Annotated in this window: 11 protein-coding genes and 1 pseudogene; 6 read left to right on the forward strand and 6 right to left on the reverse strand. The window is 45.6% G+C overall.

Translation table 11 applies throughout. The features are described from left to right. Window positions 1–2 precede the first annotated feature (2 nt). From BACFIN_RS17455 to BACFIN_RS17435, 5 genes are all read left to right on the forward strand, one after another. Window positions 3–1,709, forward strand: coding sequence for an acyl-CoA dehydrogenase family protein (locus BACFIN_RS17455; protein ID WP_007748504.1), 1,707 nt, complete (start codon window positions 3–5; stop codon window positions 1,707–1,709). A gap of 151 nt (window positions 1,710–1,860) precedes the next feature. Then, window positions 1,861–3,615, forward strand: coding sequence for a rhomboid family intramembrane serine protease (locus tag BACFIN_RS17450; protein WP_007748505.1), 1,755 nt, complete (start codon window positions 1,861–1,863; stop codon window positions 3,613–3,615). Between the two features lie 7 nt (window positions 3,616–3,622). Next, complete coding sequence (locus BACFIN_RS17445; RefSeq protein WP_008644787.1) at window positions 3,623–4,042, forward strand: hypothetical protein; 420 nt, start codon at window positions 3,623–3,625, stop codon at window positions 4,040–4,042. Window positions 4,043–4,079: 37 nt separating this feature from the next. Next, window positions 4,080–9,140, forward strand: coding sequence for a DUF4132 domain-containing protein (locus BACFIN_RS17440; RefSeq protein ID WP_007748507.1), 5,061 nt, complete (start codon window positions 4,080–4,082; stop codon window positions 9,138–9,140). 7 nt (window positions 9,141–9,147) lie between these two features. Then, window positions 9,148–9,618 carry a GAF domain-containing protein gene (locus tag BACFIN_RS17435; RefSeq protein ID WP_007748508.1) on the forward strand — a complete coding sequence of 157 codons (471 nt, stop codon included), beginning with the start codon at window positions 9,148–9,150 and terminating at the stop codon, window positions 9,616–9,618. 112 nt (window positions 9,619–9,730) lie between these two features. Here the strand turns inward: BACFIN_RS17435 and BACFIN_RS17430 are convergent, their stop codons facing one another. From BACFIN_RS17430 to BACFIN_RS17405, 6 genes are all read right to left on the reverse strand, one after another. Next, the gene (locus BACFIN_RS17430; RefSeq protein WP_008025905.1) at window positions 9,731–10,045 is read right to left on the reverse strand and encodes a chaperone modulator CbpM; all 315 of its coding nucleotides are present in this window, start codon (window positions 10,043–10,045) and stop codon (window positions 9,731–9,733) included. Window positions 10,046–10,059: 14 nt separating this feature from the next. After that, window positions 10,060–11,025 carry a DnaJ C-terminal domain-containing protein gene (locus BACFIN_RS17425; RefSeq protein ID WP_007748510.1) on the reverse strand — a complete coding sequence of 322 codons (966 nt, stop codon included), beginning with the start codon at window positions 11,023–11,025 and terminating at the stop codon, window positions 10,060–10,062. Window positions 11,026–11,119: 94 nt separating this feature from the next. After that, window positions 11,120–12,823, reverse strand: coding sequence for a phosphoethanolamine transferase (locus tag BACFIN_RS17420; protein ID WP_007748511.1), 1,704 nt, complete (start codon window positions 12,821–12,823; stop codon window positions 11,120–11,122). Then, window positions 12,810–14,009, reverse strand: a complete 1,200-nt coding sequence (locus BACFIN_RS17415) for a BamA/TamA family outer membrane protein (RefSeq protein ID WP_007748513.1) — start codon at window positions 14,007–14,009, stop codon at window positions 12,810–12,812. The genes BACFIN_RS17420 and BACFIN_RS17415 overlap by 14 nt, the downstream gene beginning before the upstream one ends. 89 nt (window positions 14,010–14,098) lie before the next feature. Beyond that, window positions 14,099–15,112: a threonine aldolase family protein gene (locus BACFIN_RS17410; RefSeq protein ID WP_007748516.1), complete on the reverse strand. Its 1,014-nt coding sequence runs from the start codon at window positions 15,110–15,112 to the stop codon at window positions 14,099–14,101. Window positions 15,113–15,283: 171 nt separating this feature from the next. Further along, window positions 15,284–15,502 (reverse strand): winged helix-turn-helix domain-containing protein, encoded by a 219-nt coding sequence (locus BACFIN_RS17405; protein WP_004301053.1) that lies wholly within the window; start codon window positions 15,500–15,502, stop codon window positions 15,284–15,286. A gap of 238 nt (window positions 15,503–15,740) precedes the next feature. On the opposite strand from BACFIN_RS17405, the pseudogene BACFIN_RS17400 reads away from it, so the two are divergent. After that, window positions 15,741–17,481 (forward strand): annotated as a pseudogene (locus tag BACFIN_RS17400) (thiamine pyrophosphate-dependent enzyme). Window positions 17,482–17,541: the final 60 nt, after the last annotated feature.

Raw genomic sequence — 17,541 nt, forward strand, 5'->3', positions numbered from 1 at the left:
AGATGGCTAATTATTATACAGACATACCGGAACTCAAGTTTCACTTGAACAATCCGATGATGAAACGTATTTGCGAACTCAAAGAACGCAATTACAGAGATAAAGATGAATTCGATTATGCTCCGCTGGACTTCGAAGATGCTGTAGACTCTTATGACAAAGTGTTGGAGATTACCGGAGAAATCACAGGAGAAATCATTGCCCCTAACGCAGAAGGTGTAGACGAAGAAGGTCCTCACTGTGCCAATGGTCGCGTAGAATATGCATCAGGAACCAAACAAAACCTGGACGCAATGGTGAAAGCCGGTTTGAACGGTATGACCATGCCACGCAAATTCGGCGGTCTGAACTTCCCGATCACCCCGTACACCATGTGTGCAGAAATCGTGGCTGCTGCCGACGCAGGTTTCGGAAACATCTGGTCATTGCAAGACTGTATCGAAACTCTTTATGAGTTTGGCAATCCCGACCAACACAGCCGCTTTATCCCACGCATCTGCCAAGGTGAAACCATGTCAATGGACTTGACAGAACCGGATGCTGGTTCTGACCTTCAATCTGTTATGCTGAAAGCTACTTACAGCGAAAAAGACGGATGCTGGTTACTGAACGGTGTGAAACGTTTCATCACAAATGGTGACGCGGACATTCACCTCGTACTGGCACGTTCGGAAGAAGGAACGAGAGACGGCCGTGGTTTGTCTATGTTCATCTATGACAAGCGTCAGGGTGGCGTGAACGTACGTCGTATCGAAAACAAACTCGGTATCCACGGTTCTCCTACCTGCGAATTGGTATATAAGAATGCAAAAGCTGAACTTTGCGGTGACCGCAAACTCGGTTTGATTAAATATGTAATGGCTTTGATGAACGGTGCCCGTCTGGGTATTGCCGCACAATCCGTAGGATTGAGCCAGGCAGCTTACAATGAAGGTTTGGCATACGCTAAAGACCGTAAGCAGTTCGGAAAAGCAATTATCGAATTCCCGGCTGTGTATGACATGCTGGCTATCATGAAAGGCAAACTGGATGCCGGACGTGCTTTACTGTATCAAACATCTCGCTACGTAGACATCTACAAAGCATTGGACGACATCGCCCGCGAACGTAAACTGACTCCGGAAGAACGCCAGGAACAAAAGAAATATGCTAAATTAGCAGACAGCTTTACTCCGCTGGCTAAAGGTATGAACTCTGAATATGCCAACCAAAACGCTTACGACTGTATTCAGATTCACGGCGGTTCAGGTTTCATGATGGAATATGCTTGCCAACGCATCTATCGCGACGCACGTATCACCAGCATCTACGAAGGAACTACCCAGTTGCAGACAGTAGCCGCTATCCGTTACGTAACCAATGGTTCGTACATCGCTACCATCCGCGAGTTCGAAACCATTCCTTGCTCACCGGAAATGGAACCGCTGATGTCTCGTCTGAAAAAGATGGCTGACAAATTCGAAGCAAGCACCAATGCAGTGAAAGAAGTACAAGATCAAGAATTGCTTGACTTCACCGCTCGCAAACTGGTGGAAATGGCTGCTGACATTATCATGTGTCACCTGCTGATTCAAGATGCCAGCAAGGCTTCCGAACTGTTCTCCAAATCTGCACATGTATATTTGAACTATGCAGAAGCGGAAGTAGAAAAGCACTCAAACTTCATCGAAAACTTCGATAAAGAAGACTTGGCATTCTATAAAAAGTAATAAATACTCTATCAAATCTCATAAAAGCATCCCTTCTTAGGAAGTGGATGCTTTTTTATTTGTCACATTCTATTATTTTTCATTATTATTCTATACATTTGTCAGTGAGATAAGTAATTTTTAATCGACAACTCTATATAAGAATAGAAATATGGCACTCAAACCTTCATATAACGACAAACTGCATTTACCGGGTTTATCAAAAACAGAAATCCTTATACTGGCTCTCGAAGCTTCGCAAAAGCTGGAGTGGAATATCGAGGAAGTCACTCCGGAAGGAGCACGATTCGAAGTCCCGTTCAATATGTATTCTCATGGAGAGGAAATAACCTTCACCATAGAACCGGGAAGCGACGGAGAAGTAGCTGTGCGCAGCCAATCTTCTTCCGTACAATTTGTAGACTATGGAAAGAACAGAAAAAATATACAAAAGCTACGGGAGACGATGGAAGAAATAAAAACATCCCTTACCCCGGAAGAGCTAACCCAAAAGGCAAAAGATTTCGAGGAAGAGTGTAACCGTCCGCTCACAGAAGAAGAGAAAGCCTATCTGGAGGAAGAAAAGAAAAGGAACTCTTTCTGGTCGTTCTTTATTCCCCGCAAAGGTTTTATGGCAACGCCTATCCTGATAGACCTCAACATCCTTGTATTTATTGTGATGATTGCATCCGGAGTGGAAATCATGTCTCCTTCCACCTTATCACTGCTGAAATGGGGAGCCGACTTCGGACCGCTAACCCTTACAGGCGACTGGTGGCGTGCAGTGACCTGCAACTTTATACACATCGGAGCTTTTCATCTCCTGATGAATATGTATGCTTTCATGTATGTAGGTCTTCTACTGGAAGATCTGATAGGAAGCCGTCGGATGTTCATGTCTTATTTACTGACCGGACTATGTTCGGCAGTATTCAGTCTTTATATGCACGGCGAGACAATCAGTGCCGGAGCCTCCGGGGCTATCTTCGGACTTTACGGTATATTCCTAGCCTTCCTGTTCTTCCATCGCATCGCAAAGGAACAACGGAAAGCATTATTAACCAGTATCCTTATTTTTGTCGGTTACAATCTGGTTTATGGCATGAAAGCCGGGATTGATAACGCTGCACATATCGGCGGGTTATTAAGCGGTTTCCTACTGGGAATCATTTATGTATGCAGCTATAAATTTGAAAAAGCCGATGCGCAACGCACCGTTTCAATCCTTGGGGAGCTTGGTATATTTTGCATTTTCCTGTTCAGCTTTATTATGCTTTGCAAGAATGTCCCCCCTCTTTATCAAGACATACGCGGCGAATGGGAAAGCGGTATTGTAGAAGCCTATCTGAATGGTGAACTGGAAGAAGAGAACGAAGATGGTAACCAATCGGACATGGAGACTGCCAACAGTTCTTCCACCAGGCAATATCCTTCATACATTCCGGTAGGCAATAACGATACATGGCTTTCTTATTACGATGCAGAAACAAATTTCAGTTGCCAGTATCCTACCAACTGGACCAAAATAACGGGAGCGAAAGGATTAACTCCCAGCGCAGAGCCTCCGTTGCTCAGGCTTGCCAATGGTGCCAACCAACTGACGGTTACTGCTCTGACCTACGATACACAAAAAGAGTTTGAACATATCAAGAAGTTATCGCTCACTCTCCCGCGAAATGCACAAGGAGAACCATCGGAAGACTATAAGCAGAGCAATGTCAACATCAACGGGCTATCCATGACAAGAACTACAAACCCTCTGCACATCGGAGCTCCTGATGAACCGGGAGAAGACATACAACAAATTGTATTACACTATTTCCAAGAAAGCAAGAAGCGAACTTTTACCATTGTCATGCTTGTCTATGATGAAGAAGCCGAAACCGATCTGAATGCTATTACATCAAGTATTCAGATCACCCAATAAAGAGAATATGAGAGTATATGTCCAAGTCAAACAGTTAGGAAAGCGAAAGTGCAATATCGAAAAGATTCCTGTCGATTTTCCTGTTCCGCCTGTCGATGTACAGGGGTTGATTGAAGCCATCGTCAGTTGGCAAGTCTGTGAATATAATGAACGCTTGCAACAAAGCGAAGTACTGAAATACCTCACACAGGAAGAAGTGGAAAATAAAACAGCTTCCGGCAAGGTTGGTTTTGCAGTAAACTATAACGGCAAACCTGCCGCAGAAGTAGAAGCAATCACCAACGCCCTGCAATCTTACGAGGACGGAATTTTCCGTATCTTCATTGACGATACGGAAACTGAAGACTTATCCTCTCCCACCGGACTCAAAGAAGAATCTACCATCACCTTCATCCGATTGGCTATGCTGTCGGGAAGACTTTGGTAATCATTTTCTTATAAACACACTTAAAACGAAAATAATCATGAGACTCATTTATAATGACGCATTAAACAAACGGATTGCTCCGTACCTGGAAAGGTTAACGAAAAAGAGAACCAGTTTAGACAAAGAGACAATGACACTGTTGGACGTATTTATGCAATACTTCAACATGGATACCCGGTATGGCACATACAGCGATAAACTAGAGCCTTGCATCATACATATTATTCAGGAAGAGAAGATAAAGAGTGTTGCCAATCTTTTCGACGGAAAGTTGAACAAAGTGCTCCGTTATCTATTGGGAGACGAATATGCTAACCTGTTCCACACCTATCTGAAGCTCAAAGCACGGTGTCCGTACACTCATGGATATTCGCGCCGGTCACAGCGGTCGGCGAATCCCCTTCTGCATTTCAGTCACATCATAGATGCGCTGACGGAATTTCTAAAACTACGTGCCACCGGATTCAGCGAACAAGCCATACTGAACGGAGGAAACACTCCGGAAGAAATAGAAACATACAAGGATGCGATGAACTGCCAAAACTGGATGGCCGCCCAAATAGCAGAAGGCAACCAAACTGTCATTGAACACCTCAACAACGTATTGACCAGCGAGAATAATGCCAACCGCCTCAACCAGGGACATCTCCAGGCTATCGCCGTGAGCGGTTACCGCCCGTTGCTGGAACTGGAAGGGAAGTTACTGCTAGCAGCCAAACTGCAGGAAGGTCTCCGTCAAGCTATCGTGGAAACAATGGACGAAGGATGCCCCGAAAGTTATCTCCATCTGTTCTCGGTGATCTGCGACAACGGCCTGCAACGATTTGCCTCCGTGAAACGCGGCATTGCAGTCTGTACGGGTATCGGAGAACAAGACAGCAGCGAGCGTATCACCAACAAATATGTGGAACTGATCCGCCGTTTTCTGAACGACCGAGAACAAGCACGCAAAGCCCTCCAAAGCAAAGATACGGTCGAACTTTATCTGGCTCTATGGAGTATCGGATTCTATAATACGGAAGAAATTCAGGCACTTGTTCCGGGAATAATTAAAGACGGTGCCAAATATCAGGTACAGACCTTACTTTACTTTTTACGCTGTACGCAATACTCCGGCATGAACCACCGTATCAGTAAAGATGCTTTTGAAAAATGGTATAACGAACCGTCGGTAGTGGCGGCTATCCTGCCACTGTATCTGTCCGGACTCTATCTTAGCCGGTACGGAGGACATAAGGACGCCCCGTCGCTCCATGATTATTTTGATAGCAAAGAAGAAGCGATCCGCCATTATGACTATCTGAAGAACGTCTATCAGTCCATCTCTGCCAAAGAGATTTATTCTCCATACGTATTCCCATGGGAAAGTGCAGAGCTCACCCGTTCGGAAATCGTTCTCAAGATGGCGTATATCACCTGGATGACCAACGATTCTGCATTAAAAGACGATCTTTGCACCTGTCTGCCTTCTTTGGATACCTATATGCGGGCAGGCTATATCGGTGTCGTATTAAATCCCCCGACCAGCCATTTACAGGAAGAATATGTGCTGCAATCACTGGGCGACCGTTCGCAGGACGTTCGTGACGAAGCCTACAAAGTCTTGTCCGAGATGACTTTGTCGCCCGAACAGAATCAGAAAGTAGAAGAGTTGCTGCGCTTCAAATATAGTGAGATGCGTATCAACGCCATCAATCTATTGATGAAACAGCCGAAAGAACAATTGTCCGGCAGTATCCGCCGCTTACTAACAGACAAGGTTGCCGAACGCCGCCTGGCCGGATTGGATATGATGAAGACTATCCACAACGTAGAATTTCTGCAAGATACCTATCAGGAACTGATCCCCACCGTCAAAGATATTCAGAAACCGAACGCGAAAGAAAAAGTGTTAATAGAATCTCTGATTGGAGACGGAACGGAAGAAAACACCGCACAGCACTATACCAAAGATAACGGCTTCGGTCTGTACGACCCGGCTCTTGAAGTCAATCTGCCGGAAATTACCCAGGATAAAGGATTCAACGTGAAAAAAGCATTCGAATTCATTTGCTTCGGAAGGGCCAAACTCGTATTTAAAAAACTAAGCAAATACATCGAAATCTATAAGAATGAAGAGTTCAAGAATGGGTACGGAGAAGCACGCCTGGTAGGAAACAGTGTCCTGATAAACTGGAGTAACTACGGAGGATTGAGCGGACTCGGTTTCCCGGAACTGTGGAAGGCCTTCTACGAAGAAGAAATAGGAAGCTATGACAAACTACTGATGATGAGTTTCATGCTTGCATCGACAGGCGCTCCTAAAGACGATGACGACTACGATGAAGAGGATGAAGAAGACATCAAGGCAGACCAGAAATCAAGCAACACTTTCGAGCCGCTTGTCAACCGGATGTATGCCGGCATCACTTACCGCGGATTGCAGAAGGAACTCCGCAAGATGCCGTACTACGAACAGATGAGTGATATTATCGAAGCATTGTCATACGAGTATAAAGACGAAGCAGTCTACCAACGATTGGCTGTCAATATGCTGCTCCAACTGTTGCCTTTGCTGAATACTAAAAACATTTTCCGCCAGTACACCAACAAGCATGCATGGCTTCGGGACAAACTGGAATATGGAGAAAAAGAGATCGTTTACCCGATACATAACAACAAGTTCGTGAATTTCTGGCTTGAAATGCCTCAAAAGCCCATGAGTGATGATCTGTTTATCCGCTACTTCACAGTGCGCTACCAACTTTACAAGCTCACCAACTACATGGAACACACACCCGAACTGGAAGAGACAGACTCTTACCTTCACGCCACGGACTTCGCCCGTGCATGGATGCTCGGAATCATCCCGACAGAAGAAGTATACCGCGAAATGATGGGACGCATCAGCTCGCCCGCCCAGATCAAGGCAATCACCACGGTATTGAACGACAACGTTCGTTTCAATAAGGAAAAAGAAAGATACGCCGACATCAAAAACGTCGATTTCTCTCTCTTCCGTTCTCTTGCACAGAAGATAGTAGACCGGATTCTTGAAATCGAACTGAAACGGGGAGACTCCGAGACACAAGTTACCAGCCTTGCGGAAGAACTAAGTTATATTTATGGAGCGGACACATTTATCCACATTCTGCAAGCATTCGGCAAAGATACGTTCATACGCGACAGCTACAACTGGGGCAGCACCAAACGAGGTGTATTGAGCAGCTTGCTCCATGCTTGCCATCCCCTGCCGACAGATACCAGCGAAAACCTGAAGAAACTGGCGAAGCAAGCCGAAATCAGTGACGAACGACTGGTAGAAGCCGCCATGTTCGCTCCGCAATGGATTGAACTGACCGAAAAGGCAATAGGCTGGAAAGGACTGACAAGTGCCGCCTATTATTTCCACGCCCATACCAATGAAACATGTGACGACAAGAAAAAAGCAATCATCGCCCGCTACACCCCTATCGACGTGGAAGACTTGCGGGAAGGTGCTTTTGATATCGACTGGTTCAGGGATGCATTTAAGACAATTGGCAAACGACGCTTCGAAGTGGTCTACAATGCCGCCAAATATATCTCATGCAGCAATAGCCATACCCGTGCCCGCAAGTTTGCCGATGCCACCAACGGCGCAGTGAAGGCGGCAGATGTAAAGAAAGAAATAGTTGCCAAACGCAACAAAGACTTATTGATGAGCTACGGTCTCATCCCATTGGGACGGAAACCGGACAAAGAACTGCTGGATCGTTATCAATACCTGCAAAAGTTCCTGAAAGAGAGTAAGGAGTTCGGTGCTCAAAGACAGGAAAGCGAAAAGAAAGCGGTAAACATCGCCCTGCAAAACCTGGCGCGTAACTCCGGCTACGGAGATGTTACCCGTCTGACCTGGAGCATGGAAACGGAACTAATCAAAGAACTTCTCCCCTACCTGTCTCCCAAAGAGATAGACAATGTAGAAGTGTACGTACAAATCAACGAGGAAGGCAAATCGGAGATTAAACAAATCAAAGACGGCAAAGAGCTCAACAGTATGCCTGCCAAACTGAAAAAGCATCCGTATATAGAAGAACTGAAAGCGGTACACAAAAAGCTGAAAGACCAGTACACCCGCTCCCGCGTGATGCTGGAACAGGCGATGGAAGACTGTACCCGTTTTGAAGAAAGCGAATTGCGCAAGTTGATGCAGAACCCTGTCATCTGGCCATTGTTGAGACATATTGTCTTTATCTGTAACGGACAGACGGGCTTCTACACCGACGGATTGCTGGTGACTGTAAATGCCGTTTGCCTACCGTTAAAACCGAAAGACGAGTTACGCATCGCCCATCCCACAGACTTGTACGCAAGTGGTGACTGGCACGCCTATCAGAAATTCCTGTTCGACAAAGCAATCCGCCAGCCTTTCAAACAGGTGTTCCGTGAGCTCTATGTTCCGACTCCGGAAGAAGTGGAAGCCACTCAATCCCGCCGTTACGCCGGCAATCAGATCCAACCGCAGAAAACGGTTGCCGTACTGAAAGGCCGTCGCTGGGTAGCCGACTACGAAGACGGTTTGCAAAAGATCTATTACAAAGAGAACATTATCGCCACCATCTATGCGATGGCAGACTGGTTCTCTCCTGCCGACATCGAAGCTCCGACGTTAGAATATGTCTGCTTCCACAACCGCAAGGACTACAAGCTGATGAAAATCTCGGAGATTCCTCCTGTCATTTTCTCGGAAGTGATGAGGGACGTAGACTTGGCAGTAAGTGTAGCCCATGCCGGAAGCGTCGATCCGGAAACCAGCCACTCTACCATCGAGATGCGCAGCATGTTAGTGGAACTGACAATGCCGTTGTTCCATTTCAAGAACGTGACGATAAAAGGAAGTTTCGCTCACATCGAAGGCAAACTGGGTAAGTACAATATCCATCTGGGCAGCGGCGTGATCCATCAGGAAGGCGGCGCGCAAATTGCCGTTCTTCCGGTACATTCGCAAAATCGCGGACGCCTGTTCCTGCCTTTTGTAGATGAAGATCCGAAGACAGCCGAGATATTGACTAAGATTATCTTCTTTGCAGAAGACGATAAGATAAAAGACCCGAGCATCCTGAACCAAATCAAATAGAAAAGAGATGGCAGAGAATTTAATCATCGGCACAGGAAATAAGGAAGAGAAATACCGCGAATTACTTCCGCAACTACACGCTCTGGTAAGTACGGAAACGGATCTCATAGCTAACCTTGCCAACGTTGCAGCGGCGCTCAAACAGACTTTCGGTTTCTTTTGGGTAGGCTTTTACCTTGTGAAAGAGGATGAACTCGTACTGGGTCCGTTTCAGGGTCCCATTGCCTGCACCCGCATCCGCCTCGGCAAAGGAGTTTGCGGCACAGCTTGGAAAGAGGCCCGGACACTGATTGTTCCTGACGTAGAACAGTTTCCCGGACACATTGCTTGTAGTTCGGACTCGAAATCGGAAATAGTAGTACCGATCCTCCAACAAGGTGAAGTCATTGGAGTGTTGGATATTGACAGTGATGAACTGGATAGTTTCGACACTATCGACGCACGCTATCTGGAAGAGATTTGTACGTATATTGGATAAGTTGGCGACCATGCAAACGTCCTGAAAAAACAGAGGCTCTGATTGAGTGAATCAGAGCCTCCGTTTACTATAAATAGAGCCTCTGTTCGGATCAAACAGAGGCTCTATTTTTTTACCAGTCCATATCTTCTATTTCGCGTTCCCGGTACAGCAGAAGTTGTTTGCGAAGCGAACTCATTTCGCGTCTCATATCTTCCATCTTTTCCAGTAAATGATGAATGGCATCGATCCCTTCCATATTGATGGATAAGTCGTAGTACATTCTGCTGTAACGCTCCACGTTCGGGAGTTCCGACAAAAGCAAATAATGTTCGCCGCCTTCGGTATGTACGTTAATCAAACCGCCCTCTTCCAACAAGTCGATGAATGAAGGCTCAATATGACATTTGTGACAGTATTCACTGACAATAATTAATTCGGTCTGCATAGTGCTCATTCATTTTAGTTCATACTCTGTAATTGACGGAACAACTCTTTCTGTTTGTCGGTCAAGTTCGTAGGAATCTTGACGGAATAGGTCACAATCAAGTCACCGAATTGTCCTTCCTTCTTATAAACCGGGAATCCTTTACCTTTCAGTCGGACTTTCGTACCGTTCTGCGTTTCCGGTTTTATCTTCAGTTTCACTTTACCGTCCAGCGTGTCGATCACTTTCTCACCTCCCAATACAGCAGAGTAAAGGTCTACTTCCACATCTACGTACAGGTCGTCGCCCAGGCGTTTGAACACCGGGTCTTCGGCTATCACAAACGTAATGTACAAGTCACCCGCAGGTCCTCCGTTGACACCTTCGGCTCCGTAGCCTTTCAGTTTGATTACCTGTCCGTCGGCTACACCGGCAGGGATGGTAATACGCACTTGTTTACCATTGACAGTCAATATTTGCTTATGCGTTTGAGCAGCATCACGAAGGGAAAGATGAAGTTCGGCATTAAAGTCCTGTCCGCGGAATCCCGCAGAGCCTTGTCCTCTTCCTCCCCGATGTCCGAACATGGATTCGAAGAAATCTGAAAATCCACTGGCATTGCCACCGGAAAATCCCTCTCCATCGGAACTATACCAATAACTTCCGTTACCGTCGGAGAAACCTTGACCTGCACCACCGAATCCGCCGAAACCTCCCGCACCGCCATAGCCTCCGGCTTGTTGCTGTGCACGTTTCTGCGCTTCGAATTCATCGGCATGTTTCCAATGTTCTCCGTACTCGTCATACTTTTTACGTTTCTCGGGATCACTTAGTACTTCATTGGCTTCATTGATTTCCTGAAACTTATCCTTTGCACTCGGGTCATTAGGATTCAAGTCAGGATGATACTTTCGGGCCAACTTACGAAAAGCCTTTTTGATATCATTCTGCGAAGCACTTTTGTCTACTCCAAGAATCTTGTAATAATCTATATAGGCCATGTTTTATGAATTTAATCGTTCATACATCATACGGCAAATAACACGCCAATCCCGCTTTTGGATGCAAAAATTAACAAGGATTAATACCTAATACTTAATACTTGATATTCCTCTTTTCCAGCATCCGGAAGTCTTGCTTCTTCATGCCCAAATCATCCAGCGGACGGGGTTCGTTGTGATCGTTCAGATAAACTCTCGGTTTTAAGACGTAGTGCGAAGCCGTTACAGATTGCGAATCATCCCGGTAAGGAGTTTCTATTCCGGCTAAAGACAACATGGTCGGAAAGAAAGAACTGCTGGAAGAAATATTCTTATCCTTATTATCCACAGCATTTTTCCAATGTTCGGGATAGGTTTCAAGGTAGTTGTCGGACATCCAGATGAGGAACGGCACGTGAAGTTGATAATAAGAAGGTACGGGAGAAGCGTGGAGGAACAGATGGCGGGAATCGTCGAAAATATCCTCACCATGATCGGAAGTGTAGAGCATGGCGGCATCTATCTGCTGTTTTTCCAACATGTGGATAAGGCGTGACAAGAAACTGTCCGTATAACGGATGGAGTTGTCATAGGCATTAACCAGGTTATCCCGGTATTTTCTTTCTGCTTCCATCGGATAATCGGGCGTAAAGAAAGCACTTTCCGACGGGTAACGTTCGCGGTAGTTAAAGTGAGAGCCGTAGGTGTGGAGCACGATGAATTGTTTCGTCGCACCTTTAGCCAGTTCCTGCTCCACCAATTTCAGAAGTTCGTCGTCAGAAGGATTATAGGAGGAGCTGACAGAATCTTCTTTTATAAAATCGTACGTATCGGCTTCCATTCCGAAGAAGTCAATAAACGAATGGTTGTAACGTTGGTTGGAGAAAAAGGCTGTCCGGAAACCTGCCTCTTTGAAAGCGGTGATGATTCCTTTCTGATGATAGATAGAATCATAGTTGCAGGCGGCAGCGTCCGACATCAACATGGGGACACTTTTATGTGTCGTATTCGACTCTGTCAGTACTTTCGGGAAAGCAATCAGACCCGATTGCCGGGATAAGAGCGGGTTTGTTTCACGTTCGTAACCATACAATTGCCAGTTCAGGGCACGGGAGGTTTCTCCTACGACCATTACGTATACTTCCCTTTTCTCTTTCGGATGCGTAGGCAGGGCATGGAAAGTAAAGTCCTTCGAAGTACGGTGATAATTCTGCGTCAAGGCGGTTCGTTGGAAGGCTAGACCTACGTTATAGCATACGTTCAGCGGATATAAATCGGACTTCAACTCATATCCCGGGTCCTGCATATATGCTCCGACAAGGCTAAGGAGGGAGATTCCAAAGACTATGGAGGCTCTCTTCCGTTCTCTGCGGATAAATTCTGCCGTGAGTTTCCGCTTGCGTACTATTGAAATGGTTCCCAATATCAAAGCGGGTACGTAGAGTATGATGACAGCAATAATGGCAGGTGTGAGGTTATCAAGCAGTTCCAGGGCTTCACTCGAATTGGTAGTCACCAGGTTCAGAAACATATCGACAGCGATAATGGACTGGCCGAACAAATAAAGCAATACAATCTGAAAGGCTCCGAAAAACAGGAACAGGAATAAAATCCAAAGCATCTTGCCACAGTTTCTCGACAAAGTCATCAACAGATAATAGCAGCCGAAAGGCAAAAGCACATTACACACCTTTGCCATCAACGGTAAAGGCTCTGTCAAACAGAGCACAAGGTTGGGTACTATCAAGATGAAGAGGAACAGATAAAACAAATGTTCCTGATTCTCCAACCAATTCTTTATATTCTTAAAAAGCTTCATTGATATTAAAAATAAATCCGGTCTGGTGTTTGCCAAACCCTAAATCCAAACGTACATTTACTCTCTTCTTAAACTCCCAACGATAACCGAAACCATAATTAGGCAGAATATGCTTCGGAGTAAACTCGGAGAGTCGTGGAAAAATCGTTCCCGCTCCTGCCCATACAGCCACTCCATTCCGTTTCCAGACGTGTTGCCGGAGTTCTATTTGCGCATCCATTGCTCCTTTGTCCCGATAGCGTCCTTCGTAATATCCGCGCATGGAGTAAGAGCTTCCCAGCGTTGCCATCAATCCCCACGGGGTATCGCCATAGGTAAGCAATGTGTGGAATTGTCCTGCCAGCACTCCGCCTTTCCATACGGGCTGATAATAGCTGGTAGTCAGTTCGGTGCTGCTAAACGCATATTTATTGCCGAGAAAAGCCGGGCTGAATCGCTGGTCTATCCGCAAGTAATAGCCGTGAGATGCATTTGTCAGGAAATCACGTGAATCGTAAAGGAGAGAAAGCCCCAGGCTGGTATTGGTGGTCCGTGCAGCCATTCCTTCCCATAGTTCCGGTTTATCAAAGTCCCGTCCGTCGATATAATCGAATATGGCCATCGGGCCGATGTAGAAGTTCTTTGCCAGCCGGAACATAAAATCGACTTTCACCTGTGCTTGAAAACGTTTATAGTCGCTTTCATTATCAGAGTTGGCTCCATTGTCATATCCCCGTCCCCAATACAGGCTGGGGAAAGAATAGAAATAGAGATTGTAGTTCAAGCGGTATTTGTCTTGCGGAAACAGATGGTTTCCACGGATTCCCAACAGATAGAAGCCGACCGTCGACACATCTCCGTAAAGAGAGACATTGGAAGGAGGAAGAAGCGAATCGTTCCGATCGGTGCGATATAGTCCGGCTGCCACCAGTCCGAGTCCGAACTTGGTGTCACTGGAATAATGGGGACCACCTATCACACTGAAATCAAACTTTTTATTCTTTTTCTCCTTATTGGCGTCATTGAAGTAATCAAGAAACTTTTTAAAGAAGCTGCGCTTTGCCGGAATGGAATCTTCCATGGTTACAGATATAGAATCCTCCGGCAGTTCAATTTTAGTAGAATGCAGCTGTGCGCCCAACGGGGTTTGTGTCAACAACAAAAGCGCGAATATGATTAGCCTGTTCTGTCTAGTATTCATAATCATAAGAAGTAGAAAACTTTGCGGACAAAGTTAGTTTCAAACTTCCTATAAAAACAGATATTCAGGCGCTTTTGTTGTTCCGGATTTCCTTTTTAACGTTTTAAAAGTCTTATAAACTCGTCTACATCCTCCTCTGTGGTATCAAAAGAAGTCACCAGACGGATTCCATTCTTCTCTTCGTCCCAAAAATAAAAGAAGTAAGACTCTAGCATCCGGTCGATAACCGGGCGGGGCATGGTGAGGAATAACTGGTTACTTTCGGCTCTTTGAGTGAAAGTTACTTCGGGCAGTTTCTTCAATTCAGTGTAAAGTTTGGCAGCCATTGCATTGGCATGGTTGGCATTCTTCAGCCAGAGGTTATCTGTGAGGTATGCCGTAAACTGGCAAGAGAGGTAACGCATCTTCGAAGCGAGCTGGGCGGATTGCTTACGGATGAAGCGGGCTTCCGGTTGCAGGTCTTTATTAAATACAATCACGCACTCTCCCATCATCAGTCCGTTCTTCGTTCCGCCAAAACTAAGAATATCGACTCCGCAGTCTACTGTCAGTTCCTTTAAGGAAAGATTCAAAGCGGCACAGGCGTTGGCTATTCTGGCTCCGTCCATGTGTACATACATACCATTCAGATGGGCAAAGTCTGTCAGACGTTTCAATTCTTCGGGAGTATAGATGGTGCCAAGTTCGGTACATTGGGAGATGTAGAGGGCTCTGGGTTGTGAATGGTGCTGATCGCCGAAACCATGCAGATAAGATTGCATCAATTCCGGGGTAAGTTTACCGTCAGGAGTGGCAATCGGGCGAATCTGACAACCTGTCATTTTCACAGGAGAGCCGCATTCATCTACATAGATATGAGCCGTTTCCGCACAAAAGATGGAATGATACGGACGGGTCATCAGCTGCAATGCTACCACGTTGCTACCCGTTCCGTTAAATACAAACAAGGGGACACAGTTGGGCGTAAAGGTTTCCTTTATCTTCGCTACGGCTTCTTCTGTCCATTTATCATCGCCATATCCTAAAGAATGGTCTATATTAGCCCGGTTCAATGCTTCCATTACCAACGGATGCACACCGGAATTATTGTCGGAGGCAAAACTTCTCATTGTTTCTTACATTTTAATTCGTGATGCAAAGTAACAGAATTATTTCCGGAAATCCATTGAAAGGAAGATACATAAAGCAGAAAAAGGATAAAAAACGAGAATCTCCGAAGTGCTGACTATGCTGTCATTCCTCCGGAGATTCTTCTGTTCTCGTTAAAGCGTCAAACTCTTTCAGCCAATATAAACATTCACACAGAGATATACATAAAGCTCTTCATCGCACTGATCGAACTCTATTTTGCTCTCTCTTGACAACCACCCCAAAGCGGCACCCAGCTCTTTATCTTTCAGCCCGGATTTTCTCTTCAAAAGTCCATAGCTCCACTTCTCATTATTGCTAAGCAGTTGCCAAACCTTACCGGCATTCACACCGATTTCATTTCTGTTCATTTTTCTAGAGTAATTAAGAGGTTTAATACATTAGGTTAAGATTTCGCCTATAAAGATAACAAAAGGATATTGCAATTGTTTATACATCTTTACTAAAAAGTTGTTACAGAATTAATTTTAACATAAAAGCGGTGATGTGTCCCGACACAAAGGCGTTATTAGCATATGTTAAATCAGTAACTTTTCTTTGCAGCCATCTGTTATTACAATAAAAATCAATCCTAAACCAATTACAGCTATGGCAAAAAAAATAAGCAGAACAGTTGATAGATACTCTGGTAAAATCCGGAGTTGAACGCATCTACGCCGTAACAGGCGACAGTCTGAATGAAGTAAACGAAGCAGTCAGAAAAAACGATCAAATAAAATGGATACATGTGCGCCACGAAGAAACAGGGGCGTATGCCGCTGCGGCAGAAGCACAACTGACCGGTCGCCCGGGATGCTGCGCGGGAAGTAGTGGGCCGGGACATGTTCATCTGATTAACGGCTTGTATGACGCACACCGGTCCGGCGCACCGGTAATCGCCATCGCCTCTACAATTCCTACCGGAGAGTTCGGTACGGAATATTTTCAGGAGACAAATACCATCAAACTTTTTAACGATTGCAGTTATTATAATGAAGTAGCCACTACTCCCACACAATTTCCACGTATGCTCCAGTCGGCCATACAAACGGCTGTCACCCGCAAAGGGGTGTCCGTTATCGGGCTTCCGGGTGACTTGGCAAAGGCTTCTGCCGTTACCGTCGACTCGTCGGTTATCAACTATCCTGCCCCACCGGAAGTTTGTCCGTCGGAAGAAGATCTGGCTCAATTAGCTGACATGTTAAACAAACATACACGTATCACTCTTTTCTGCGGCATCGGTTGCCGGGGAGCTCACGAGGAAGTGATCGCGCTTTCCGAGAAGCTGAATGCTCCGGTGGTATATACTTTCAAAGGAAAGATGGAGGTGCAATATGAAAATCCGTATGAAGTGGGTATGACCGGATTGTTGGGAATGCCGTCAGGCTATTACAGTATGCATGAAGCCGAAGTGCTTCTCATGCTCGGCACAGACTTTCCTTATTCCGCTTTCCTGCCGGATGACATCAAGATAGCACAGATTGATATAAAGCCCGAACGTCTGGGACGTCGTGCAAAGGTGGATATCGGACTTTGCGGTGATGTTAAACTGAGCATCCAAAGTCTATTGCGTATGCTGAATCCGAAGACAGATGATTCGTTCCTGTTGAAACAACTCAAAAGATATGAAGGCGTAAAGAAGGATCTAGCTGCTTACACGGAAGATAAAGGCGACGTAAATAAGATTCATCCCGAATATGTGATGTCCGAAATAGACAAACTAAGTTCGGACGATGCTGTGTTCACAGTAGATACGGGAATGACTTGTGTGTGGGGAGCACGTTATCTGCAAGCGACAGGCAAACGCCACATGCTGGGTTCTTTCAATCATGGTTCTATGGCAAATGCTTTGCCGCAAGCCATCGGTGCCGCACTAGCTTATCCGGATCGCCAGGTAGTGGCGCTTTGCGGAGATGGTGGCTTGTCTATGACTTTAGGAGACTTGGAAACCGTTGTACAATATAAGTTACCAATTAAAATTATCGTATTCAACAACCGTTCATTGGGAATGGTGAAGTTGGAAATGGAAGTGGACGGATTGCCGGACTGGCAGACAAATATGTTGAATCCAGACTTTGCTCAAGTGGCCGAAGCGATGGGAATGGCAGGGTTTAATGTCAGCGATCCGGAAGAGGTGTTGACTACCTTACTTAATGCATTCGAACTGGATGGTCCGGTACTTGTCAATATCATGACTGATCCGAATGCACTGGCCATGCCTCCGAAAATTGAATTCGGACAAATGGTGGGTTTTGCACAGTCGATGTACAAGTTGTTAATCAACGGCCGCTCACAAGAAGTAATTGATACCATCAATTCTAACTTTAAGCATATACGGGAGGTATTTTAAGTTATTCTCTTTTTAAGATCTTCAATACCTCTCCCAAAGTATGACTTACTATTATTGCTA

It is taken from the genome of Bacteroides finegoldii DSM 17565 (genome assembly GCF_000156195.1).
GTDB lineage: Bacteria > Bacteroidota > Bacteroidia > Bacteroidales > Bacteroidaceae > Bacteroides > Bacteroides finegoldii.